General features: G+C 29.9%; 23 protein-coding genes. 21 read left to right on the top strand and 2 right to left on the bottom strand.

From position 1 onward, the window contains the following. Positions 1–73 precede the first annotated feature (73 nt). From JV122_RS00115 to JV122_RS00065, 11 genes are all read left to right on the top strand, one after another. Positions 74–271, top strand: coding sequence for a hypothetical protein (locus JV122_RS00115; RefSeq protein ID WP_205842311.1), 198 nt, complete (start codon positions 74–76; stop codon positions 269–271). A gap of 42 nt (positions 272–313) precedes the next feature. Continuing rightward, on the top strand, positions 314–1,042 hold the full coding sequence (locus JV122_RS00110) for a hypothetical protein (RefSeq protein ID WP_205842309.1): 729 nt from the start codon (positions 314–316) through the stop codon (positions 1,040–1,042). A gap of 159 nt (positions 1,043–1,201) precedes the next feature. Continuing rightward, positions 1,202–1,348 carry a hypothetical protein gene (locus JV122_RS00105; RefSeq protein WP_205842307.1) on the top strand — a complete coding sequence of 49 codons (147 nt, stop codon included), beginning with the start codon at positions 1,202–1,204 and terminating at the stop codon, positions 1,346–1,348. A 15-nt stretch (positions 1,349–1,363) separates the two neighbouring features. Further along, positions 1,364–3,181 carry a leucine-rich repeat domain-containing protein gene (locus JV122_RS04800; protein WP_205842305.1) on the top strand — a complete coding sequence of 606 codons (1,818 nt, stop codon included), beginning with the start codon at positions 1,364–1,366 and terminating at the stop codon, positions 3,179–3,181. Between the two features lie 155 nt (positions 3,182–3,336). Continuing rightward, positions 3,337–4,953, top strand: a complete 1,617-nt coding sequence (gene pyrG, locus JV122_RS00095; RefSeq protein WP_205842304.1) for a CTP synthase — start codon at positions 3,337–3,339, stop codon at positions 4,951–4,953. Next, the gene (locus JV122_RS00090; RefSeq protein WP_205842302.1) at positions 4,940–7,663 is read left to right on the top strand and encodes a cation-translocating P-type ATPase; all 2,724 of its coding nucleotides are present in this window, start codon (positions 4,940–4,942) and stop codon (positions 7,661–7,663) included. The genes pyrG and JV122_RS00090 overlap by 14 nt, the downstream gene beginning before the upstream one ends. Positions 7,664–7,808: 145 nt before the next feature. Then, positions 7,809–8,252, top strand: a complete 444-nt coding sequence (gene msrB, locus JV122_RS00085) for a peptide-methionine (R)-S-oxide reductase MsrB (RefSeq protein WP_205842301.1) — start codon at positions 7,809–7,811, stop codon at positions 8,250–8,252. Between the two features lie 35 nt (positions 8,253–8,287). Beyond that, positions 8,288–8,740 (top strand): rRNA maturation RNase YbeY, encoded by a 453-nt coding sequence (ybeY, locus tag JV122_RS00080; RefSeq protein ID WP_205842298.1) that lies wholly within the window; start codon positions 8,288–8,290, stop codon positions 8,738–8,740. Then, entirely contained in the window at positions 8,740–9,126 is a 387-nt protein-coding gene (gene cdd, locus JV122_RS00075) for a cytidine deaminase (RefSeq protein ID WP_205842295.1), read from the top strand. Before ybeY ends, cdd begins: the two co-directional genes overlap by 1 nt. After that, positions 9,126–9,998: a GTPase Era gene (gene era, locus JV122_RS00070; protein ID WP_205842294.1), complete on the top strand. Its 873-nt coding sequence runs from the start codon at positions 9,126–9,128 to the stop codon at positions 9,996–9,998. Before cdd ends, era begins: the two co-directional genes overlap by 1 nt. A 439-nt stretch (positions 9,999–10,437) precedes the next feature. Continuing rightward, positions 10,438–11,097: a uracil-DNA glycosylase gene (locus JV122_RS00065; RefSeq protein WP_205842293.1), complete on the top strand. Its 660-nt coding sequence runs from the start codon at positions 10,438–10,440 to the stop codon at positions 11,095–11,097. A 29-nt stretch (positions 11,098–11,126) separates the two neighbouring features. Here the strand turns inward: JV122_RS00065 and JV122_RS04795 are convergent, their stop codons facing one another. Next, entirely contained in the window at positions 11,127–12,857 is a 1,731-nt protein-coding gene (locus tag JV122_RS04795; protein ID WP_205842292.1) for a Na/Pi cotransporter family protein, read from the bottom strand. Between the two features lie 17 nt (positions 12,858–12,874). Continuing rightward, the gene (gene ffh, locus JV122_RS00055) at positions 12,875–14,209 is read right to left on the bottom strand and encodes a signal recognition particle protein (RefSeq protein ID WP_205842291.1); all 1,335 of its coding nucleotides are present in this window, start codon (positions 14,207–14,209) and stop codon (positions 12,875–12,877) included. Between the two features lie 268 nt (positions 14,210–14,477). Between ffh and JV122_RS00050 the strand changes: the two genes are divergently transcribed. From JV122_RS00050 to JV122_RS00005, 10 genes are all read left to right on the top strand, one after another. After that, positions 14,478–15,470, top strand: coding sequence for an NAD(P)H-dependent glycerol-3-phosphate dehydrogenase (locus JV122_RS00050; protein WP_205842290.1), 993 nt, complete (start codon positions 14,478–14,480; stop codon positions 15,468–15,470). A 1-nt stretch (position 15,471) separates the two neighbouring features. Then, positions 15,472–15,906, top strand: a complete 435-nt coding sequence (gene smpB / locus JV122_RS00045) for an SsrA-binding protein (RefSeq protein ID WP_205842289.1) — start codon at positions 15,472–15,474, stop codon at positions 15,904–15,906. A gap of 41 nt (positions 15,907–15,947) precedes the next feature. Further along, positions 15,948–16,895 (top strand): phenylalanine--tRNA ligase subunit alpha, encoded by a 948-nt coding sequence (gene pheS, locus JV122_RS00040; RefSeq protein ID WP_205842288.1) that lies wholly within the window; start codon positions 15,948–15,950, stop codon positions 16,893–16,895. Continuing rightward, positions 16,895–19,048 carry a phenylalanine--tRNA ligase subunit beta gene (locus tag JV122_RS00035; protein WP_205842287.1) on the top strand — a complete coding sequence of 718 codons (2,154 nt, stop codon included), beginning with the start codon at positions 16,895–16,897 and terminating at the stop codon, positions 19,046–19,048. The genes pheS and JV122_RS00035 overlap by 1 nt, the downstream gene beginning before the upstream one ends. Positions 19,049–19,172: 124 nt before the next feature. Then, positions 19,173–19,481, top strand: coding sequence for a hypothetical protein (locus JV122_RS00030; protein ID WP_205842286.1), 309 nt, complete (start codon positions 19,173–19,175; stop codon positions 19,479–19,481). Then, a complete protein-coding gene (fakA, locus tag JV122_RS00025) occupies positions 19,482–21,098 on the top strand; it encodes a DAK2 domain-containing protein (RefSeq protein WP_205842285.1) in 1,617 nt (538 codons plus the stop codon). A 9-nt stretch (positions 21,099–21,107) separates the two neighbouring features. Beyond that, the gene (gene plsX / locus JV122_RS00020) at positions 21,108–22,094 is read left to right on the top strand and encodes a phosphate acyltransferase PlsX (RefSeq protein ID WP_205842284.1); all 987 of its coding nucleotides are present in this window, start codon (positions 21,108–21,110) and stop codon (positions 22,092–22,094) included. Then, positions 22,094–22,762: a ribonuclease III gene (gene rnc, locus JV122_RS00015; RefSeq protein ID WP_205842283.1), complete on the top strand. Its 669-nt coding sequence runs from the start codon at positions 22,094–22,096 to the stop codon at positions 22,760–22,762. The genes plsX and rnc overlap by 1 nt, the downstream gene beginning before the upstream one ends. Positions 22,763–22,764: 2 nt before the next feature. Continuing rightward, positions 22,765–25,704, top strand: coding sequence for an SMC hinge domain-related protein (locus JV122_RS00010; protein ID WP_205842282.1), 2,940 nt, complete (start codon positions 22,765–22,767; stop codon positions 25,702–25,704). A gap of 183 nt (positions 25,705–25,887) precedes the next feature. Beyond that, positions 25,888–26,179 (top strand): early set domain-containing protein (locus JV122_RS00005; protein ID WP_373422595.1); only part of this gene is annotated, 292 nt, incomplete at its 3' end.

The raw sequence follows: 26,179 nt of genomic DNA, 5'->3' as shown, positions 1-26,179 counted from the left end.
AATTAATACTTACATTAATTTCTTATTAATGTTTAAAAACATTTAAAGTTATAAAAATAAAAGGAGGCATTTCATGTCTAATAAAAAAACTCAAAAAAATTTTAATTACTTAATTCATAAACTTAAATCTTATGTAGCGTATTTATTTATTATTGTATCTGTTCTTACTTTTTGTGTAATTGTATTTAAAGAATTAACTATATATTTAAAAGAATTAGATATTAAAATTATTTATGACACATTAGATTATAATGAACTTATTTTTAGATAACGCAAAATTTTATTAGCAAAAAATTATGAAAGGTTATGAATTATGAAAAATAAACAAAAAAAATCAAAAAAGCTAATTCCTGTGTGATTGCTTTTAATAAGATTACCGCTTGGAACTGTTAATTGAATTTATTCGATTTATTACATATTAATTCTTCTGCCGGTTTTTATTATTTTTTCGGTCAATGTCGTACGATCGTTTTATATTAAGAACATATTTGCAAAAGATTACATGTTTCAAGTTGCAATCGTAATATTTATAATTATGTTTTTTTACATATTAATAAATCAAGTTTGAATGAATATTATTAGAAACCCTCTTTTGAAGGAAGAAGTTAAAAGATGCAAAAAAGAGAGTGTAAATTTTGATTACACAAAGTTTGTCTATCTTTTTAGAAAAAGCATAAAAAGAGGTACTTTAAACACAAAAAATTATTCACAATATTTCAAAAGTTCAACAAGTTGACAACAAAATAGACTTCTATACTTTTCACAAAAAGAAAATGAAAAAGTCATAAAAAACATAATATCAAAACAAGTTTTAATAGAAAAATTCAAAATGGAATTTGAAAAAAACCTTAGTGTAGATAAAAGGCTTGAATTCGGAGATCAAGGTCTAATTGAAATATATCGTGAAAATTTAAAAGATTATAAAAGGTTTTTATTTTCTAAATTTGAAAATGATAATATTAAAAATCAAATTATTGAGTGTAATTCCATTGAAGAAATTGCTGAAATTTTATATGAAATAGAAATGAAGAATAAAGATTAAAACTAATTAAAAGAAAGGATAAACATGAATTTCACATATTGAGATTTTCCGAATTTTAAATTATTTTGATTTGTACATATTGTCCCAAATTTCTATATAGAAATAATATTACCAGCTTTTCTTTTTATTTTCTTAATCCCTTTTATAACACTATTTGTTATGAAAACAAAAAGATTAAAAAAAGAAGAGAATCAAATTAAAAATTGGGAAGAAATTGTAGAAGATATAAAAGAAAACATAACTTTTGATGCACCACTGATCAAAAGCTCTCTTGATTTTTTCAAGACATTAAACATAAAAAATTAAATTTAAAGGATTACTATGAAAAAGAAATTAATAAACTTTATTATTCCAACAATGGCAATTAGTTCAATGGCTATTGTTTCGTGTTCACAAAACAAAATTGACAGCTTAAATGACACATGATTAGAAAAACAAATACAAACTGGAAAAATTAAAGATTATCTCATTGGATATACTGAAGAAAATGAAATATTTTATAAATTAGATTTAAGTAAAATCGAAGTAAAAAAAATTGAATTCCATGCTTTACGTGTTCTAGGAAAAAAAATAAATAAACTGTTTCTTCCAAAAAGCCTTATTTCTATAGGTGACAATGCTTTTCGTGATAACCAATTAACTTCAGTCGAAATCCCGAATTCAGTAACAACAATAGGCAAAAATGCTTTTGCTAATAACAATATTACTTCAATATCAGTCCCTGAACATTTAGGTGGATGAGCTTATGAAAATTTTGATGAAACAAAGACAAAAATAACAGTTAGATTAAAATTTGCAGATTCAAAAGAATGATCTTACACTTCAAATGAATTAGCGAATTCATTAGTACCTATAGGTGGTTGACAAGAACATTTTAAAAATTCATTTAATAACTTAAATGTAATCTTAAAACCACATACTTATCGATTGGCATATTTTGAGAAAACCCAAACACTTGGGATTGCAAATAAAGGCAATTCCCCAAGTAATCAACTATTTTCATTCAAGCCAACAATAAATGTAAAATATTTATATCACACAGGTTTTATTTCCAAAACTAAAAAATATCCAAGCCCAAACGATTTATACCTTAAATTTGATCTAAATGAAGATAAAACCAAATTAATAGTTTGAATCAGAGACAGACATGGAGTAGAGGCGACTCAAGAATTTAGTTTAAGAGTTTCAATTAATAATCAGTATTTACCACTAACAATAGAGAAAAATAAATATGAGAATCAAGAAATAGAAAAAGTTCATATTCCAAATTCAGTAACAACAATAGAAGAAAGTGCTTTTAAAAACAACAAATTAACTTCAGTCGAAATCCCGAATTCAGTAACAACAATAGCCAAATCTGCTTTTGCTAATAACAAATTAACTTCAGTCGAAATCCCAGATTCAGTAACAACAATAGCCGAATCTGCTTTTGATTATAACAACCTAACTTCAGTCAAAATCCCGAATTCAGTAACAACAATAGCCAAATCTGCTTTTGCTTATAACAACCTAACTTCAGTCGAAATCCCAGATTCAGTAACAACAATAGAAGAAAGTGCTTTTAAAAACAACAAATTAACTTCAGTCGAAATCCCAGATTCAGTAACAACAATAGCCAAATCTGCTTTTGCTGATAACAACCTAACTTCAGTCAAAATCCCAGATTCAGTAACAACAATAGACTCATATGCTTTTGAGTTTAACGGATTAACTTCAGTCGAAATCCCGAATTCAGTAACAACAATAGCCGAATCTGCTTTTGCTCATAACAACCTAACTTCAGTCAAAATCCCGAATTCAGTAACAACAATAGCCTCATATGCTTTTGAGTTTAACGGATTAACTTCAGTCGAAATCCCGAATTCAGTAACAACAATAGCCTGATCTGCTTTTGCTCATAACAACCTAACTTCAGTCAAAATCCCGAATTCAGTAACAACAATAGCCCCATATGCTTTTGCTAATAACAAATTAACTTCAGTCGAAATCCCGAATTCAGTAACAACAATAGACGAATCTGCTTTTGCTGATAACAACCTAACTTCAATATCAGTTCCTGAACACTTAAGTAAATGAGCTAATAGAACATTCGATAAATCAAAAACTCAAATAACAGTCAGACCAAAACAAAGCAATTAAACTTATAATAGATTTAAAGAATTTTATTCTTTAAATAATAATTAATATTTTAACTATTTTTATAGTTAAAAACATAAACATCTAAATTCCATCAATTAAAGGGCATTATTGCTCTTTTTTTGTATAATTTAAATATTACTTTATAAAGGGGAAAAATGTCAAAATTTATTTTTATAACAGGAGGAGTTTTATCAGGACTCGGTAAAGGGGTTTCTGCAGCTTCAATAGGTAATTTATTAAAATCAAGAGGATATAGTGTTTTTGTTTTAAAACTAGATCCCTATTTAAACATCGATCCAGGTGTTATGTCTCCATATGAACATGGAGAAGTGTATGTTACAGCTGATGGTGGTGAAACAGATTTAGATCTTGGACACTACGAAAGATTTATTAATGAAAACTTTTCAAAAGAATCAAACTACACAAGTGGTAGAATTCTTTCTAACATCTTTGAAAAAGAAAGAAAAGGACTTTATGGTGGAAAAACAGTTCAATATGTTCCGCATGTAACAAATGAAATAATTTCAGTAATTAAAAATATTGAAAAAACATACAATACAGATTTTGTTATTGTTGAAATCGGTGGAACAGTTGGAGATATTGAATCAAATCCATTTATTTATGCAATTGCACAAATGGGGAATGAAAATGATGGAAAAAACACATTTTTCATTCATGTGACATATGTGCCATTTTTACAAACATCAGGTGATTTCAAAACCAAACCAACACAAGATTCTGTTAACAAACTAAGAGGAATGGGTATTAAACCAAATATGATTCTGCTTAGAGCAGATAGTGAAGTAGATCAAGCAATTTTAGATAAAGTTGCAACAGCAACATTTATTGATTCCAAAAATGTTATTGCTGCACCAGATCTTAAAAATGTTTATGAAATGCCTCTATATCTTGAAAAAAGAAATGCTGCTTCAATTGTTTTAGATTATTTTAATCTAGAACAAAGAACACCAGATCTAAAAGCTTGAAGTGAATTTGCAAGTAAGGTAGAAAAAGATAAAAAAGCAGAACTTAAAATTAAAATGCTTGGAAAATACACAAGTTTTTCTGATGCTTATAAATCAATTAATGAAGCTCTTAAGATATCAGCAATTGATTTAGGTTATGATATTAAGCTTGAATATGTAGACTCAAACGATTTAAGTGATCAAAACAAATCAGCAATCTTAGATGATGCTGATGGAGTTGTAATCCTTCCTGGATTTGGAATCAGAGGATTTGAAGGTAAAGTTTTAGGAGCAACATACACAAGAGAAAAAAATATTCCAACATTTGGAATATGTTTAGGAATGCAAGCAATGTCAGTTGCTCAAGCAAGACTAAAAGGATTTAAATATGCAACTTCTAAAGAATTTGCAACAGATAACAAAGAAGAAGTTTATGTTTTAGATTTCATCAAAGGAAAAAACGCTGATGATCAAATGGGAGGAACGCTGAGATTAGGTGCTTCTGAAACAGTGTTTAAAGAAGATAGTTTGATAGCAAAATACTATCAAACTACAACTGTGTTTGAAAGACACCGTCACCGTTATGAAATTCAAGAAAAATTCATTCCTTTATTAGAAGATGAAAACTTCAGTTTTTCTGGATACCATCCAGAACTAAAACTGGTTGAGTCTTGTGAAGACAAATCAAAAGATTTCTATATTGGAGTTCAATACCACCCAGAATTTACAGCAAGACCACTAAACCCACATAAACTATTCAGTGCTTTTTTACTAAAAGCAGCAGAAAGAAAAAATGGAAAAAAATAATTTAAATATAAATGGTTTTAAAGATTTTGATTTAGATAAAGGTCTAAATCAAAATCAATATCAAAACCAAATTCAAAAATATGGTAAAAACGAATTAACAAATAAAAAGAAAACCCCTTTAATTATTAAGTTTCTTAAGCAATTTGTTGAACCAATGATTATTTTATTATTAATTGCTTCAGCACTTGCTTTAGGAATAGCAATTTATGAATCAATTTATGGACATCCAAGACCACTAATTGAAGTAGTTGTCAGTTATGTAGAACCATTTGTAATTCTCTTTATTGTTGTATTAAACGCAATCTTTGGTTTAATACAAGAAAATAAAGCAGAAAAATCAATTGAGTCGCTGATGTCGCTGAGTTCCCCAACATCACGTGTAATCAGAAATGGCCAAGATATCATTGTTGACACAAAAGATGTTACAGTTGGTGATATTCTTTTAATAGAAGCAGGAAATACAATTGGAGCTGATGGAATTTTAATCAACTCAGCCCAATTAGAAGTTGAAGAATCAATTCTAACAGGAGAATCCTTAAGTGTTTACAAAAAGAACATCTCACCTAATGAATTTAGTTGAGAAGTTTCAGAAGAAACACAAGTTTATTCAGGAACTTTTGTAATCAATGGACGTGCAAAAGTTCTTGTTACAAACATTGGAATGCAAACAAGACTTGGAAGCATTGCCAACCTTTTAAATGCAGAACAAGAAAAATTAACACCACTGCAATCAAAACTTGCAAAGCTATCTAAAAACATTGGTATTGCATCAGCTTTATTATGTGTTTTAACATTCTTTATTTACATTTTCTTAGTTGCTTCAGGAAATTGAGCAACTGGATGATCAAAAGCAATAATTATTGCGATTACTCTTGCAATTGGAACAATCCCTGAAGGTTTAGTTCCAATTGTTACAGTTATTCTTTCTTTTGGAGTTAAAAGACTAGCAAAACAAAATGCTTTAGTTAAAAAACTACCAGCAGCAGAAACATTAGGTAATGTTTCAATTATCTGTTCTGATAAAACAGGAACACTAACTCAAAACAAAATGAAAGTTGTTGATTTCTATACAACAGATACAACTAATCAAAAAGACTTTTTTGAAAAGTTTATTTTATGTACAGATGCCAACTACAACAAAAACGAAAACAATGAAGTTGTTTTAGTTGGAGATCCAACAGAAACAGCCATTGTACAATATGGACTTGATAACTCAATTGACAAAAATCAATTGATACAACAATACAAAAGACTAGCTGAACTACCTTTTGATTCAGATAGAAAAATGATGACTGTGTTTATTAAACAAGATAATAAATATATCTCAATTACAAAAGGTGCTCCAGATGTTATTTTTGGACGCTCAAACAACTTTAAAAATGATTATGAAACAGTTAATCACTCATTTGCAGACCAAGCTCTAAGAGTGCTTGCTCTTGCAATTAGAGAATGAGATCAAATTCCAAGCGATCTTAGTTCAGATAACATAGAACAAAACATGCAATTTGTAGGATTAATCGGAATGATTGATCCTCCTCGTGAAGAAGTAAGAGACTCAATTAGAATTGCAAAAGAAGCTGGAATTAAAACCGTGATGATCACAGGAGACTACAAAAACACAGCTCAAGCAATTGCTAAAGATCTTAAAATCATTGAAGATGAAAATGATTTAGTTCTTACAGGAGCAGAACTAAGAGCAATGAGCGATCAAGAACTTGCTCAAAATATTGAAAAATATGCTGTTTTTGCTCGGGTAAGTCCTGAAGACAAAATCAGAATAGTCAAAGCATGACAATCAAAAAACAAAGTAGTTTCAATGACTGGAGATGGTGTAAACGATGCTCCAGCACTAAAAGCGGCCGACATTGGTTGTGCAATGGGAATCACAGGAACTGATGTTTCTAAACAAGCAGCAGATATGGTCTTAACAGACGATAACTTCTCTACAATTGTAGGGGCTGTTAAAGAAGGAAGATCAATCCTTTATAGTATTAAAAGATTGATGATCTTCTTATTTACAACAAACCTAACAGCTCTATTAGTAACACTATTAGGAATGTTGATTTTCAACACAAATCCACTATCCTCACTGCAAATCCTGTGAATCAATGTTATTTCAGAAACATTTCCAGGAATTGCACTGGGTCTTAATGAAGCAAAACACAATTTAATGAATCAACCACCCGTTTCTAAAAATGCTTCCATTTTAGATAAACAGATGATTATTAAAATTGCTTTATTATCAATTATTACAACAACACTAACACTTAGTGCATTCTATTTAGGAGCAGCAAGTGGATTATCAAGCTTTGATTTTAATGTAATCAAAGATTCAATTAATAGTGAACTTGGTAAAGATGCTTATCATTTAGCTTCTTTATCAGCATTTATGACTTTAGGATTTATATTATCACTAAACTCAATTATTTTAAGAAGTTCAGAGTCTCTATACAAACAAAAATGAAATGACATCAAATTCGTTTTATTTGCCTTTGTAGTAAGCATTATTGTTTTATTACCAGTAAGCTACATTCCAGGACTTTCAAGTGTCTTCAACATGAACTTCTATGTTAAAACATCAAATAACTGAATTTTCTGAATTCCATTTATTTTTGGAATCATTCCATTTATTGGAGTTGAACTTACTAAAACAGTCAAAGAATTAGTTCTTAAAAACAATCACAACACACCAAAAACAGCAAAAGCATAATTTGCTGTTTTTTTAGTACTTGAGCTTGCTGTAGTCCAAAAGTTGCATTTTTTGTGTGTTTTTGGCTATTTTTTGTTCTTTTAGTTACTTTTAGTTGCTTTTGTGTTATATATTAAATAACTATATTTTAATTTAAGGAGACATTATGGATAAAGACAAAAAAGAAAAAAGACTAAAAGAATTAAGTGAATTACAATACAAAGTAACTCAAGAATCATATACGGAAAGACCTTTTAGTAACGAATATGATAAACACTTTGAAAAAGGTATTTATGTAGATATAGTGGATGGAACACCACTATTTATGTCAGATGATAAATTTGATTCAGGATGTGGATGACCTGCATTTTCAAAACCAATTGACAAAAGCATTTTAAGCGAAGTTATGGACTACAGCCACAACATGACAAGAGTAGAAGTTAGATCTACAAATGCAGACTCACACTTAGGACACGTTTTTACAGATGGACCAAAAGATAAAGGCGGTTTAAGATACTGCATTAACTCTGCATCATTAGAATTTGTTGCTTATGATGAGCTAGATGCAAGAGGATATTCAGAATACAAAGCATTATTTGATAAAAAATAAGCTGTTTATTGTCTGTAAATGCTATAATTTAAATAATGAAAACAAACACATTAAACTTCTTCAATAAAACAAGCTATCCTTTTAGATACAAAAAGGAATTTGAGCAGATTCTTAACCTTGCAAAAGAGGAATTTAAGCACAAAAAAAATATCTCTGTTGACGTTTTATTAACAGACAACGAACACATTAGAGAGATTTCAAAAAACACAAGAAACAAAGACAAAGCAACAGATATTCTTTCTTTTCCAACAAACTTTGATGACTTTAAATTCCTTGATTTTACCCCAATTGGCGAAATAATCATTTCTCATCAAAAAGTAAGAGCGCAAGCTGAAGAATATGGACACTCAGTTAAAAGAGAATTTTGCTATTTATTTGCTCATGGATTAACTCATTTATTTGGGTTTGATCACTTAACAAAAGAAGAAGAAGACGAAATGAATCGTCATGTTGATAATATGATGAAAAAAATGGAGATTTACAGATAATGTACGAAAAACTAATAAAACTTTTAAAAAATTCTTATTCACCTTACTCAAACTTTGCAGTTGCAGCCATTTTAAAAGACAAAGACGGTAAAGAATGAAATGGTGTTAATGTTGAAAATGCTGCATATCCTTCTGGATTATGTGCTGAAAGAAGCGCACTTTTTGGAGCTATTTCATATGGTTTCAAAGCTAAAGAAATAACAGAAATTCACATCATTTCCAAAAGCGATAACTACATCTCTCCTTGTGCTGGATGTAGACAAGTAATGACAGAACTAATGCCATTAGATGGTAAAGTTTATCAATACACAAATGATGGAAAATACAGACTAAACACTGTATTAGAACTTGTTCCATTCCCAATCCAAGAGGAAGATATTAAATAATGAAAGTTTGCTTTGTTTCAATCGTTGGTAGACCTAATGTTGGTAAATCCTCTTTGTTAAACGAAATTCTAGACTACAACCTCTCAATTGTTACAGATAAACCACAAACAACAAGAGATCAAATTAATGGAATTTATAATGAAGAAGGTTATCAAATAGTTTTTGTTGATACTCCAGGTATTCACAAAAACCAACAAAAATTAGGTGAAATCCTAAACAAAAACTCTTTTGATGCAATTAAAGAAACTGATTTAGTTTTATTTTTACAACCAGCAAACGAAGAAATTGGTAAAGGTGATCGTTTAATTATTGAAAAATTAAACGGTATTGAAAACAAAATTGCTTTAATTACAAAAGTTGATTTAGTTGATCAAAAAGAAGAACTAGATCAAAAAGCAGCTCAACTAAAAGAACTTGGATTCAAAACAATTTTAGGTACTTCTGTTAACTACAAACAAACACTAACAGACTTAATTGAAGAAATTAAAAAGTATGCTTATGAAGATAATGCATATTATTCTACAGAAGACATCACAGATAAAAGTATGCGTTTTATTGCAAAAGAAATTATTAGAAAAAACGCAATTAATCTTTTAAGAGATGAACTTCCACACAATATTGCTGTAGTGATTGATGATTTTAATGAATCACAAGAAGATGTGATTGAAATTGATTGTACAATTTATGTTGCAAGAGATTCTCAAAAGGGAATTGTAATTGGAAAAGGTGCTTCAATGATCAAAAAAATTGGAGCTAATTCAAGAGCGGAACTAGAAGAATCTTTTGGAACTAAAATCATTTTAAGAACAAATGTTAAAGTTAATAAAGGTTGAGTAAATAAAGAAAAAGAACTTAAGAAAATGGGTTATTAGTATAAAAAGTGGCTGAATAATACGTCTTAGCGTATAAGGCATGTATGCTCGAGTTTGGAATAGCTTCATAGGCATTGTATTGTCGAAGAGTATATAGTGGAACTAAGGTTTATAGATCTTAAATAGCTTAGCAAAATGGGTTGCAGGTCTATTGATTGCTGTGGTGGCAACTTTGGGACGATACCAACTGTGATTTCCTGTTGACAACTCGTGAGAGTAATATAACATTTCTGTGCTAGGGCAAGACTGAGAATCAGGAAAAGTGTAGTCATAAGCAAGGTCTTTGGAGAAATCCCGACTTAACACATCGACTAGCTATCGATGTGGTCGTGTATGAATAAAGGTTTATAAATTTTACTTGGAGCAGTTGACTACTGCTTCCTTTTTTATTCTTTTTTTAAATTTTAGATAAAGTTATATAATTTACAAAAGGATAAAAATGATTACAAAACAAACAATGCAAGACTTTTTAGAACAAGAATACGCAAAAAAATACTTTATTGATTTGCTTGCTCAAATCAACCAAATTAGACTAAAACACACTGTTTTTCCTTTACAAAAGGATTTATTAAGAGTGTTTGAGGTTACTAATTTTGATGATCTTAAAGTCGTTGTTATAGGTCAAGATCCTTATCACCAGCCAAATCAAGCTGATGGTTTAGCATTTTCTTCTCAAGACACAAAATTACCAAAATCCCTTTTTAATATCTATAAAGAAATAAAGAAAGATTACAGCGATTTTTCTAAAAAAGATGCTGATTTATCCAACTGAGCAAAACAAGGTGTTTTGCTTTTGAACAGAGTTATGAGTGTTAGTGAATCACAACCAGGAAGCCACTATAAATTAGGTTGAGAAGTATTTACAAAGGCTGTTTTAGACTTCATTGTTCAAAACCAAAATAACACAATTTTCCTTTTGTTAGGTGCTAAAGCACAGGAAATTGAAAAAGAAATTGATTTGTCTAATCAAATAATAATTAAGCTTTCCCATCCTTCGCCATTGAGCTATCGTAGAAGTTTTGAAAACTCACGTGTTTTCAAAAAGATCAACGAGATTTTAGAGCAAAACAACAGAGAAATAATCGACTGAAACAAATAGAAAAAAGTGCTACAAAAGCACTTTTTTGATTATTGATTTTGTTCTTCAATAAAGGATTTTTCCTCTTTTTTGGAAAGTTTTTTAATTTTGATTGGAGTGTCTTTGATGTAAGAATTAATTCTTTGACAGTGGTGAGCAATCCTTTCAAAAGTTCTTAAAAGACGACTGTAATCAAAATCTTTTTCTAACTGTTTTTGACCTATTTCTGTTTTAAGTCTTTCAATATTTAGTTTTGAAAATTCAAGACTTAAAGCATCAAGGTTGTTTTTTAGTTTGTCAATGAAGTCGCCTTTTTCTTTTGTGTATTCATCTAATTGATCAACAGCATTAGAAAGAAGTGTTTTAATGATTTTGAGTAACTCTTTTGATTCTGTGAGAATTTCTTCTTCAAGTTCAAAACCGTTTTCTGATTTGCTATTTTCTACTTTAGCAAACTCTTCGATAATCTTTTGTCCAAGTCCCATTATTTTATCAACTGAACGAGCTGATAAAATAAGTGAGAGGTGAAGTTTTCCTTCTGCTTTAGTTAGATTTGTTGAGCTGATTTTGATTAAATAATCATAAATAGAAGTTCTTGTGTTTTCAATTACTTGCTCTAAGTATTGATAACGCTTTGTTGCTTTAGAACTTCTTGTTTCAATGTATTCTTCAATTAAAGAAATACCTTCTTTAGAAATTAAAGCTTGTGTATAAAGTGCTTTTTTAGCTGAACTAAGGGCTAAAAAGGTGTTTTGTTTGATTAGTTCAACTGGAAGAATAATATTGAACTCATCACCTGCGTTTTTGTCTTTAACAATTTTATTAACTAGCAATTCAAGATATTTAATTAATCAGAAGAAAATTGCTACTAATAAAATGTTGAATAGTAAGTGAGAAATAGATAACTGAAGTGCTTTTTGGCTATCAGGAATCATTAATCTTATTAGATCTGCAAAGTAGCTAAATGGATATAAGAAAGGAAGTAATAATAGTGATATTGAGAGATTGGTCAATCCTCAAACAAGAGCAATTTTTTTGGAGTTTGCATTACCAGATGCAAACGCTACAATTAGCCCTGTGACAGTTGTTCCAATGTTTGAACCAAACACAAGAGCAATTGCTGAATTAAGACTTAAAACTGATGTGCTTTCGTTATAAATTATTTGATAAAGTGTTACAGTTGCTGATGATGATTGCAATATTCCTGTAAGTCCAAAAGAGAAAATAAAGGATAATCAAGGGTTTTTGGCAACTACACTAATAATATCTCTAAAGCCATCTGATTTCACAATTTCTTTAGAAGCACTTGAAAGAACTTTTAGTGAAAAGAAAATCATACCAATAGATAAGATAATTAAGAAAGCATTTACTAAATTATCTTTTTTAACTAATATTCAACCAAACACACCAATTACCATGAATAAAATGAAATAATCAGTGAATGCAAAGGCTGACTGGAACGAAACAATTAAAGAAGTTGTTGCAGTTCCGATATTTGCTCCTAATAAAAAGGCAATAGCAACTCTTAAACCAATGAATTTAGCTGCTAAAAGCCCCATAATCAGGGCTACAGCACCATCAGAAGACTGAATGAGTGTTGTAATTAATGCTCCAATAATTAGAGCAATAAAGTTATTTTTTGATAAAGACTTTAGAATCTTTTTAAACTTTGTATTTCCTAAAGTTTTTAAAGAAGTTGACATTCTTTTTGTTGAAAAGATAAAGAGAGCTAAACTTGCTAAAGCACAAATTATAGCTAAAGAAAGAGTTTCAAATCTCATAAATTTTATTAGCCTGTTTATTTGTTAAACAGATTCATTAAACCTCCGCCACCGTTTTTAGACATTTCTTTCATTCTTTTTGAAAACATTTCAAATTCATTTACAAGTTGATTGTATTCTTGGTTTGAACGTCCAGAACCTTTAATAATTCTGTTTTTTCTTGAAGCGTTTTTAAGAAGTTTTGGGTTTTTTCTTTCTTCAATTGTCATTGAAGAAATTAAGATTTCATATAATCTGATTTTGTCATCAACTCCGTCCATTTTGGTTAGGTCAATGTTTTTTGGTAATCCTGGAATTAGTTTTAGTAATTTTGAGAATTTACCCATTTTTTTCATTTGTCCAAGTGATTCAAGAAGATCATCAAGGTTGAAGTTTCCGCTTAAAAACTTTTTACCAAGTTTTTCAGCTTTGTTTTTATCGATTACTTCTTCAGCTTTTTCAATTAAGCTTAAAACATCTCCCATTCCTAAAATTCTGTCTGCCATTCTGTCTGGATGGAATAGATCGAAGTTTGAAATTTTTTCTCCAGTACCAATAAATGCGATCGGGATGTTAATTATTTTTGCAATTGAAAAGGCAGCTCCACCTCTTGCATCAGAGTCTAATTTTGTAATAATTGATGCTGTAAGTTTTAGATATTCATCAAAAGTTTTTGCAACATTGATGATGTCTTGTCCTGAAAGCGAATCGCTAACAAAAAAGATTTCATCTGGTCTTGCAATTTCTTTAATGTTAATTAATTCTTGCATTAGTTTTTCATCAATAGATAAACGACCTGCTGTATCGATTACTACAAAATCATAGTTTTCTTCTTTGGCTTTTTTAAGTCCGTTTGTTACAATGTCTTCAGCACTTTTGTTATCTTTTTCACTATAAACATCAATGTTAATTTGTTTTCCTAAAACAATTAATTGATCAATCGCTGCAGGTCTGTAAATATCTGCTGCAATCATTAAAGGTTTTTGAATTGCTTTTTTCTTTAAAAAGTAGTGAACTAATTTTGCTGTTGATGTTGTTTTACCAGAACCTTGTAGCCCAGTCATCATAATTACAGTTCTTGGAGTTGATAATTTAAGTTCTTTGGTTTTACCTCCAAGAATCTTAACAAGCTCTTCATGAACTATTTTTACCATTTGTTGTCCAGGGTTTAATTTACCAATAATTTCTGAACCAATTGCTTTTTCTTTTACTTCCTTTATAAATTCTTTTACAACACTTAAATTAACGTCAGCCTCTAATAAAGCTAACTTAATTTCTCTTGTAATTGCTAAAATATCTTCTTCCTGTAAAACTGTTTTTACAGAAGCTTTTTCCATAGCTTTTTGTATTCTTTTTCCTAAAAAATCTAACATATTAATTTAAATTATAATAAATAAAGAAAAAATAAGAAAAATAAATCTTATTAAAAGTGAAAAAATAAGACAAATTAGGTTTAAAAGCACGCTTTTATTTTAACTAAAATATGCATAAATCCTGTATTTTAGTAAAAATAAAGTATTTTTAGACAATTGTTATTTATTTGTGTTTAAGATTAAAATTTGCAATAAAAAATAGCGTCATTATTAGTTTAAATCAATAATTAGTTTATAATATTATAAATATATTTATAAAGGAGAAAATATGGAAAAAATAACAATTATTGGTTCAGGGGCTATGGGGACAGCTCTTGCAAAAGTAATCTATGATTCAGGTTTTCAAAATATTTTAATTTATGGAATTGATCAAAAGGAATTAAGTGATCTAAAAGAAGGAAAAAACACAAAATATTTCCCAGAAACAACAAAATTACCTGAATTTAATACAACAACTTCACTAAAAGAAGCTTTAGATGGTGTGAGTTATATTGTTTTTGCAATTCCATCTAAGTTTGCTAATGTTGTTTTTAAAGATATTTTAGCTAATTTAAATTCTAAAGTAAGTGTTATAAATGCTGCAAAAGGATTCTATCCAGGAACTAATCTTTCTTTACAAGAAGGGCTAAAAATGGAAGCAAAAGGAAATGAAAATATAGAAGCTGTAGTTTCTTTATTAGGTCCTTCACATGCTGAAGAAATCGTTAGAGAGCAACTTACAGCAGTTGCTTTAGTAGAAAATGATCTTTCTAAGGCTTCAAAGGTACAAAAATTATTTAACAACGACTATTTTAGAACTTATTTACAAACAGACGAGATTGGTTCAGAAGTTGGTGGAGCTTATAAAAACATTTTAGCGATTGCTTCAGGAATGCTACATGCTTCTGGTTATGGAATTAACACAGCTGCCGCTCTTTTGACAAGAGGACTTGCAGAAGCAAGAAGATTTAATAAAGAACTAGGTGGTCAAGATACAACACTGATGGGTCTTACAGGAATTGGAGATCTAATTGTTACAGCACTTTCACCTCTATCAAGAAACTTTAGTTTTGGAAAACAATTCATTGAACAGGGAAAAGAAGCACTTTCAACACAAACTACAGTTGAAGGTTTAACAGCAATTAATTCAGTTATTGAAATTGCAAAAAGAAAAAACATTGATTTACCAATCGTTTTTGCTCTAAATGAAGTTTTAAACTTTAGAATGACTTTCAAAGAAGTTACAGAAAAAATCTGACAAAGGGAACTAAAATCAGAATAAAATGAAAATAATTACCAAAAACAAAATAGCTAATTTTGATTATGAAATTTTAGATAAATATGAGTGTGGAATCTCTTTAATGGGCTGAGAAGTTAAATCAATTAGAGCTCAAAACGTTAATTTAAAAGGGTCTTTTGCTTATTTTAAAGACAACGAATTATATTTATCAAACATGCACGTTTCCCTTTATATGGCTGTAAAAGGTGATGAAATCAGATCAAGAAAACTCCTTTTACACAAACAAGAATTAAAGAGAATCAAAGACAAACAGCAACAACAAGGACTTACATTAGTTCCTTTAAGTCTCTATTGAACTCCTAAAAGTAAAATTAAAGTTGAACTCGCTCTTGCAAAAGGAAAAAACAAACAAGATAAAAGAGAAACTATCAAAAAAAGAGACCAAGAAAGAGAATTAAGAAAAGAAATGAGATTTTAGCTTTGAGATTAAAGTATAATTAAAGAAATTACGGAGGAATTATGGATTACAAAAGCATTAAAACACTTGAAGATCTAAAGCTTGCTAAAAACAAGTTTTATGGTCCAGAAGGTGAAATTTCTAAACTTACAAACTTACTAAAAACAGTTTCAGGTCCTGAAAAAGCTGAAATTGGAAAGAAAATTAAAGCACTAAAAGAAGAGGCGGAACAAGAGTTTCAAGATGCTCTAAAAAGAATTGAAGAACAAAAAATCAAAGAAAAAATTGAAAATGAATGAGTTGATGTTAATGAGCCATTAAGCTCTTCTTCATCTCTACACCCAATTACTTTAGTTGCAAACAGAATTGAAACTTGATTCTTAGAAAATGGATATTTTAGATTTTATGACAGCGAAATCGTGAGTGATGAATACAACTTTGAAAGACTAAACATCGAAAAAGATCACCCAGCAAGAGAAATGCAAGATTCTCTTTACATCGATGAAAATACACTATTAAGAACTCACAATACAGGAATAAGTGCAAAAGTACTTGAAATGTTTAAAAATGAAGCCTTTTCTCAATTTTCAATTGGAAAAGTTTATAGAAATGATGAAGATGATCAAACACACTCTCACCAATTTACTCAAGTTGACTTTGTTTCAGTAGGTTATTTAAACATCAAAAACCTTGTTTGAACCCTAAAATCCTTTTTATCATACGTTTTAGAATCTGATGTTGAAATCAGAATGAGACCTTCTTATTTCCCTTTTACAGAGCCTTCTGTAGAGGTTGATGTGTTCTATAAAAACAGATGAATCGAAATTTTAGGTGCTGGAATGCTGCATAAAAAAGTTTTAGAAAAAGCAGGGTACACAAACGATATGAACGGATTTGCAGCTGGAATCGGACTTGAAAGAATTGCAATGATCAAATACCAAATTTCAGACATTAGAGAACTATACAGAAACGATTTAAGATTTTTAAATCAATTCAGAAAGGATAGATAATGATTTTTTCTTTAAATAAACTAAAACAACTTGCAAACATTGAAAAAGTTGAACTTCAAAGCATCATCAAAGCCATTAACTCAATTGGTTTTGAGGTTGAAGACTACTGAAAATTCAGCGAAGTTCAAGGTATTAAATTTGGTTATGTAAAAAACATCTACAAAAATCCTAATGCAGACAAATTAAACGTTTGTGAAATTAAGTTTGCAGATCAAGATCGTGTGATTCAAACAGTTGCAACTAATGTTAAACAAGGTGATTATTTAATGGCTTTTGTTCCAGGTTCAACAAATGGAAAAATGGTTTTTGACAAAAAAGTTCTTCAGGGAATCGAGTCTGAAGGAATGCTTGTTTCTTTAAATGAACTTGGATTTAATCCAGAATATGTTTGAGACGAATATAAAGAAGGAATCTTTACTTTTGGTGAAGTTGACTTAAATTTAGACCCCGTTAAATACTTCTCAATTGATGATTATTTAATTGATATTAAAATCCTTTCTAACCGTTCAGATGCTAATTCTTATTTAGTTATGGCAAGAGAATTAGCCGCTTATTTCCTTGAAAATTTCAATGATTTAGAATTTACAAAAGCAACTTTTGAATCAAACTTCAAAATCGAAAATGGACACGGAAAATTAAGCGGTTTAGAAGCAAAAGTTGATCCAAGTTTCAAATTATGCTTAAAAGATTCTTTATTATTAACAAAATCAAACATCAAACTAATTAACCCAATTGTTGATTTAACTAACTTAACATTAATCATGACAGGAATGCCTGTGCATGCTTATGACAAATCAAAAATTAACTTAGGAATTAAACCTCAATTATTCTCATCAGAATTTGAGATTTTAGGTAAAAAAGTAATAAACTTTGAAAATGCTTTAGGAATTGTCGATTCTAAAAACCAAGTAGTTTCTTTAGCTGGTGTTATGGGTGGGGAAAAAACAGGAATTGACTCAAATTCAAAAGAAGTTATTTTTGAAATCGGAAACTTCCCAATCAAAGACGTTAGAGCAACTCAAAAGCAACTAAAACTTGACTCAAATGCTTTTAAACAATCTTCTAAAAAGATTTCTTATGGAACAATGGAGTTAGCTCACAAGTTTTTATCAAACCGCTTAAGCGACTTCTCTGCTCCTATTAATTTTGAGCAAAATACACAAAAATCCTTTATTTTTGACAAAGAATTTTTAGACAGACTAACAGGATTTAACATTTCAGGAATGGGGAAATTTAGAAAAGTTCTTGATTCACTGCAAATTTTAGGATTTAAATTCCAAGATGACAAAGTGTTTATCCCTTCATATCGTCATGATATTGAAGATATGGATGATATGTTAGAAGAAGTTATGAGATTCTACAGTTATGAACTACAAGGTTCTCAACCTGCTCTAACAACATTCAAAGTTCAAAAAAGAATTGATACTAAAGAAATCATTTCTGGATGTGGTTTCCAAGAAGTTTGAACTTACACATTAATTTCAAAAGAAAAAAATGTTTTCAATCCTTTTGATTTTAAAAACAACATTAGCCTTCAAACTTTCGTTTCTAAAGAAAGAGAAGAAATTAGAAACTCACTTGCAATTTCATTAGCTGAAGTTATTGAATACAATCAAAAAAGAAAAATGGAAGATATCAACATTTTTGAAATTGGAACAGTTAATGAATACAAAAACGTTTTAGCTCTTGCTTCAACAACAAAATCATTTAATGATCTAAAACAAGTTTTAATTAATAATGTTTCTTCAAAACTAGTTTTCAAAAGAGCAACAGAACAACAATTCCACCCAGGAGTAAGTGCAAAAATTTTCTATAATGACACATTAGTGGGGTGAATCGGAAAAATTTCTCCATATTTAAATGTTTCAGATGCTTATTTTGCAGAAATTAATTTAGATGCTTTTGAGTCCAAAGTTGCTGTTTTTGAACAATACAATAGCGACCCTCTAAAATCTCGTGATATTACCTTCAGTTTAGGTCTTAAAGACTCACTAGAACAAACAATTAATGAACTAAAAGAATTAACAGAAAACAAACATTTTTCAATTAAAATCAAAGATATTTTTGTTAAAGATGATCTTAAAAAAGTTACTTTAAACATCATTTGTGATGATGAAGTGATGAAAAAAATCGACCAAAAATACAACAACTAAAACTAAAAATTCTCACTATTTTCAAACTTAGGCTTGAAGAAGTGAGAATTTTTTCTTAATAAAAATGCCCAATTATAAATTTTTTTAGTATAATTTAAAAATCATTTATAAAGAAGGAGACACTATGATTGAAGAACTAAGAAGACAGATTTTAGAAAAAATATCATCTATTCCAGGTGTTTATGGATTTTCAGAAATCGATTATTCAGATCAAAACGAGTCTCAAGTTTTAGCAAAAGAAGATTGAGATAAATCAATTGTGATTATGGACGGAATTAATGGTTTAAAAATTAATTTAGGTATCATTTTGGTTTTTTCAGCAAATGCCAGAACTGTGATTGAAGAAATTAGATCATTGTTAGATTTTTATCTTCAACAAAACAAACTAAAATTAGGAACTTTAAATGTTCAAGTGAAAGGGGTTAAGATATAAATGAATATGCTTAACGGGGATTTATACTTAAAAATGTTAGTTTCAGGGGTTAATAACCTAACTAACGGAAAAGAAAAAATTAATGCACTAAATGTTTTTCCAGTTCCAGATGGTGATACAGGAAGCAATATGGCGATTACTGCTTCTTCAGGTGTAAAAGGATTAGAACAAAAAACAAACACAAATCTTGGAGAGATTTCTCAAACAATTTCTCGTAATATGCTTTTAGGTGCTCGCGGTAACTCTGGAGTTATTCTTTCTCAAATTTTCAGAGGTTTTGCCGATTCCTTTGCATCAAAAAGCGAAGTAAACGGATTTCAATTAGTTGAAGCTTTCAGAGCTGCAACAACAAAAGCATACTCTTCAGTTTTAAAGCCAATTGAAGGAACAATTTTAACAGTTATTAGAGAAACTACAGAGACTCTTGAAAAAACAATAACACCAAAAACTTCTATAGAAGGAATTTTTGAGTTAGCAATTAAAGCTGCTAAAAAAAGCTCAAACAACACACAAAATTTACTACCAGTTCTAAAACAAGTTGGGGTTAATGACTCTGGTGGTGAAGGATTTATTTTAGTTCTTGAAGGAATGCACAAATATTTAATTGGTTCTCCTGTTGAAATCAGTGATGAAGCGGTAAATATTTCTGAATTTGTTAGTGATACTGAAATTTATGATGGTGAATTTGGTTACTGTACAGAGTTTATTATCGAGTTAAAAAACCCTAAAAAATTCGTTAAGGATGATTTAGTTGCTCAAGTTTCAAAATATGCCAACTCTTTAGTAGTTGTGCAAGATGGTGATTGAGTTAAGGTTCATGGACACGCTCTAAAACCAGGTAATTTATTAAATGCTGCTCAAAAATACGGTGAGTTTATTAAAATAAAATCAGAAAACATGACACTGCAAGCTAATGAATCTAAAAACATTGCAGATGATTCTAAAAACAATGCTAAAAAGGTTAAATCAGGTATTGTTTCATGTAATACAGGGCAAGGAATCATCAATGTCATGAAAGAAAATGGAGCGCACTTTATTATAGAAGGTGGACAATCAAACAACCCTTCTATTAACGATATTATTCAAGCTATTAAGTCTGTAAATGCTGAGTGTGTGTTTGTTTTACCAAACAACTCAAACATTATGTTAAGTGCACAACAAGCTGTACAAACAATTACAGATAAAAAGGTAGTAATTATTCCTACAAAAACACAACTACAGGGAATTAGTGCTATTTTCAACTTCAATGAGGAATCTTCTTGAAAAGAAAACAAAGAATTAATGGAAGATGCTATTAGATCTGTTGATTCAGGAGAAGTTACAACAGCTTCAAGAACAACAGAGCTAGACGGAGTTAAAATTAAAGAAGGACAATTCTTGTCTATTGCTAATGGAAAAGTAGTTGCTTCTGTTGAATCATTTATTGATGCAGCTAAAAAAGTTGTGGACAAAATGATCAAAAAGGACAGTGAATTAGTAACTATTTACTTTGGAACTGATGCTACAAAAGTGGATGCCAAAGAAGTTGCTAACTATATTGAAACAAATTACGACGTTGAAGTGGAAATTAACAACGGTGAACAAAAACTATACCACTTCTTAATTGCTATTGAATAGGAGTTTATAATGAAAAAAATTGCTTTTGACTTAATGGGAAATGATAACGGAGTAAAGCCAGGTGTTGAATCGGCTTTGCTTTTTATTCAAAAAAACCCTGATTATAAAATATTTTTAGTAGGAAACGAACAAGAAATCAAACAATATTTAACACAAGATAGCGAGCAAATCGAAATTATAAATGTTGAAAAAGTTGTTGAAAAAAATGAAACAAACATCAGAGCTTTAGCTAGAGAAACTACATCAATGTCTGTTACAATGGATTTATTGCTTGAAAACAAAGTTGATGCTATCCTTTCTTCTGGTGATTCAGCTTCTTATTTAAGTCTTTCTACACTAAAACTAAAGAGATTAGAAAATGTATCTCGGCCAGCTTTTATGCCAATGATTCCAACAGCAAAAGATGATAAATTCTTTTTATTATTAGATTCAGGTGCTAATTTAGAAGTAAAACCTGAGTACTTCGAACAATGAGGAATTATTGCTTCAATCTTCTACAAACACTTATTTAAATATGACAATCCTTCTGTAGGACTTATTAATATTGGTACAGAAGACTACAAAGGATTTGATTACCATAAAGAAGCTAATGTTTTATTAAAACAAAACTCAAAAATCAATTATAAAGGATTTATTGAGCCAAGAGACATTCTTAAAGGTGATATTGAAATCGCTTTAGCTGATGGTTATGCAGGAAATATCACTCTAAAAAGTCTTGAAGGAACTGTTTTAACCTTTTCAAGATTTTTAAAAGAAAAAATTACTTCAAGCTTCTTTAGAAAAATAGCTGCTTTAATGCTTAAAAAGGCTTTTAAAGAAGTAAAAGAAAAATTTGATTACAGAAATGTAGGAGCTGCCTGAGTAATCGGAGTTAATGGTGTTGTTTTAAAAGCACACGGTTCTTCAGATACTAAAGCTTATACAGGTGCTCTAAATCAAATTAAAATTGCTGTTGAATCAAATGTTTTAGCGGAAGTTAAAGAGGCGCTAAAATAATGGCTGATTTGATGGCTTTTCTGGAAAAAGAATTTCAAATAAAACCCAAAAATCCAGAAATTTATATCCAAGCATTCACTCACAAATCTTTTTCAAACGAACACAAAGATCAAAAACATTATGAAATGCTTGAATTTTTAGGGGATGCATTAGTTAACTTCAAAGCCACGCTCTTTATTTTTCAAAAACTAAAACTTTTTGATGAAGGACAAGCAAGTGTTAAAAGATCGCAAATCATTGACACAAACGCTCTTGCCAGAATCTCTCAACAACTCAAATTGAGTCAGTTTATGAGAGTTTCAAAAGGGTCTTTAGAAATAATTGAAAACAAAAAAGTGTGTGCTGATTTATTTGAAGCACTAACTGGCGCAATCTATTTAGATCAAGGAGAAAAAAAATTAGATTACTTCTTGGAAAAAACCCTTTATAATTTAATATGAAAAGAAAGAAAAGAACTTAAAAAAGATCCAAAAACAGAGTTTCAAGAAATTATGCAATCTCTTACAAAACAAACAGGAGAATATGTTGTAAAAAAAGAAAAAGATTTATTCTATGCAGAATTAATCTTTGATGGCCAAATTTTTGGAAAAGGAAAAGGAAAAAGCAAAAAAGAAGCTGAAGTTGCTGCTGCAACTAGGGCTCTTGAGACTTTTAGGAAAGGTAAGTAATTATGAAATTAATTAAAGTTGAAGCACACGGTTTTAAGTCTTTTGCTGATAAAGTTGTTTTAAACTTCGATGGAGGAGTTGTTGGAATTGTTGGACCTAACGGTTCAGGAAAATCAAACATCAACGACGCCATCAGATGAGTTTTAGGGGAACAATCATCAAAAGCTCTTCGTGGAGACAAAATGGAAGATGTTATCTTTGCTGGTTCTAAAACTGTTAAAGAATTAGACAAAGCAGAGGTTATTTTAACATTCGATAACTCAGATGGAGCAGTTTCTGTTCCACACCAAATATTCACAATTTCCCGTGTAATGCACAGAGGAAAAGGTGGAAATGAATACTACATTAATGGAGAATTAGCAAGATTCAGAGACATCAAAGAAATAGCAATGGAATCAGGGATTTCAAAATCCTCATTAGCTATTATTTCTCAAGGAACAATTTCAGATATTGCAGAAGCTTCACCAGAACAAAGACGTGCAATTATTGAAGAAGCTGCAGGAACATCTAAATATCAAGCTAGAAAAGTTGAAGCTCTAAGAAAATTAGACACAACAGAAGAAGCTTTAGACAAAGTTAGAACAATTATTTCTGAGCTTGACAAAAGACTTGCTCCTTTAAGAAAGCAAGCTGAAAAAGCTAAAATTTTCATCGAAAAATCAGAAGCACTTAAATCAGTTGAAGTTGGTTTAATCGTTCACGATTTACATGATTTTACAAACAGATTAGAATATCTAAATGATCAACTTTCAAAAACAGCTGATGAAAACGAAAGATTAGAATCAAGAAGAAGCTTAATTGATACTAAAATGAAAGAAAGTAACTCTAAAAAGCTTCAATATGAAACAGAAGAATTTGCTATTAGATCTAAATTAGAGCAAATTTCAGAAGAACTAAACCAATTACAAATTAGACACTCAAAAATCACAATCAGAAGACAAGATATCATCGAAGGTCGTGCTATTGCAACACCTAAAGAAAAAATGGAAGCTATTAAATTAGAGCTTGCTTCAGCAAATGCTAAAATTGAAGCTTTCAAATCTTTTGAGTCAAAAATTAGTGCAGAAATTGCCGAAAAGACAGAAAATTCCCTTTCTATTGAAAAAGAATTGAATGAACTAAAAAGCAAAACTTCTTATGCTTCAAGTGAGCTAGAAAAATCAAGAACAAGATTAAGCATGCTCCAAGAACACAAAGAAAACAAAACAAACCTTTTCAAAGGTACAAAAACAATTATGGAAAACTCTTCTTTATTCAAAGGATACAAAGGAAGAGTTGTTGATTTAATTAAAGTTGAATCAGAATTTGCTCCTGCAATTGAAGCAGTTTTAGCTAATGCTCTACAACACATTGTTGTTGATACTTCAGAAACAGCTGTTAAAACAATTAATTTCCTAAAACAAAACAATGGTGGATGAGCTACATTCATTCCAATGTCTTCAGTTCAACCAAAAGAGTTTAAAAACGAGCACTACATGGCTCTTAAAACACAAAAAGGATTTATTGATTTAGCTTCTAAATTAGTTGATACAGAAGATGAATACAAAAATGTTAGAGATTTCTTATTAGGAAACATCATTGTTGCTCAAACAATTGAAGATGCTAACAAACTATCTAAATTACTACAACAAAGATACATGATTGTTACTCTTGATGGAGACTTAATCAGACCTGGTGGAGTTATGTCAGGAGGAGCAAAAGACGACAACAAAAACTCACTATTGCAACTTGACAAAAACATGGATGAACTTAAAAAGATTATTCCACAACTTCTTGCTGCAAAAGAAAAATTCGAAACTTCTGTTGTTGAATTAGAAACAAAGAAAAAACAACTTATTGAAGAACTTGCAGCTCTTAAGTCACAACTAAACGAAACTAAAGCAAAAAGAGCTGATTTAAACGACAAAGTAGATATTTTAGTAACTCAAGTTGAATCATTCTCAAAAGAAGATTTAGAAAACTCAAAAGTTGATGAAATTACTCAAAGTATCATCGACCTTGAACAAAAGAAAACAGAACTTGATTCTCAAGTTAAAATGAAGAGAAATCTAATTACAAGCATCAATGCTGAATTAGAACCTCTACAAAAAGAAAAAATTGAAGTTGATAATCACTTATACAACCTTTCAAAAGCTAACTCAAAAGCTATAAACGAAAAAAACCAAGCGATTTATGTAATTGAATCAAACAGAAAAAGACTTTCTGAACACTATCAAATGACACTTGAAATGGCTCAAGAATCATTTAAATTAGAAGTAGAAATTGAAGAAGCTAGAATTCTTGTAGATCAACTACAAAAAGAAATCAAGGAACTAGGACATGTTAACTTAGACTCAATTCAAGAGTGTGAAGAAGTTGAAGAAAGATACAACACACTAAAAGAAAATGAAGCTGAGTTATCAGAGGCTAAAAACACAATTCTTGAAGCGATTGCTGAAATGGATAAAATCATTGTTAATAAAATCCAAGAAACAGTTGCGATTGTTAATGAAGCCTTCAGAGAAGTGTTTAAAACAATGTTTGGTGGAGGGGATGCTCAAGTTCAATACACAGACCCTGAAAACATCCTTGAAACAGGAATTGACATCATTGCACAACCTCCTGGAAAATCAGTTAAAAACCTTAAATTATTCTCAGGGGGAGAAAAAGCAATTATTGCTATTTCACTGTTATTTGCTATCATTAAAGCAAAACCAATCCCTCTATGTATCTTAGACGAGGTAGAAGCGGCGCTTGACGAAGCAAACGTTATTCGTTATGCAGAGTTCCTGCAATCACTCAAAAAAGAAACACAATTCATCGTTATTACACACCGTCATGGAACAATGACAAAAGTGGATCACTTATTTGGAGCAACAATGCAAAAAAGAGGGGTTACATCCTTCTTCAGCGTTGAACTAGCAAAAGCCAAAGAAATGATTGCAGATGGTGGCGGAAACTAAAAAATGACTCAATAAAGAGTCATTTTTTCTTTTTCTGTTTTTGCTAAAAAATGTGCTGTATGCATATTTTAGGCGTTTTTATACCAAGAGTTATAATTTTTCTTGTAATTACAAAAAAATCAAAAATATGTGCTAAAATATCAAAAAAAGTATTATTATATTTAATAAGAAAAGGAGAATATTATGATCAAATACAAAGGACAATATCAACAAATTGCTCAAAACGTAGAAAGAATTGATTCTCAAACACATTTTGTTAGAGATTTAGGTTTATTTCCTAATTTAAACAAACACTTCTTTTATTTAAGAATCTGAGCAGAAAATATTTCAAACATGTATGTTGAAATATTTGATAAAAACAACTCAAAAACAAGAATAGCAACATTTAGTTTTAAAAAGAGCAAAAACATCTGAAGTGCTAAAATACCAAAAGAATACGAAGGTTTTTACTACTGAATTAAAATCCAACACAAAG

Source organism: Mycoplasma procyoni, assembly GCF_017052595.1.
GTDB classification, from domain to species: domain Bacteria; phylum Bacillota_I; class Bacilli_A; order Mycoplasmatales; family Metamycoplasmataceae; genus Mesomycoplasma_A; species Mesomycoplasma_A procyoni.
Note: the sequence above shows the minus strand (reverse complement) of the source record. Positions and strands in the feature narration are given on the sequence as shown.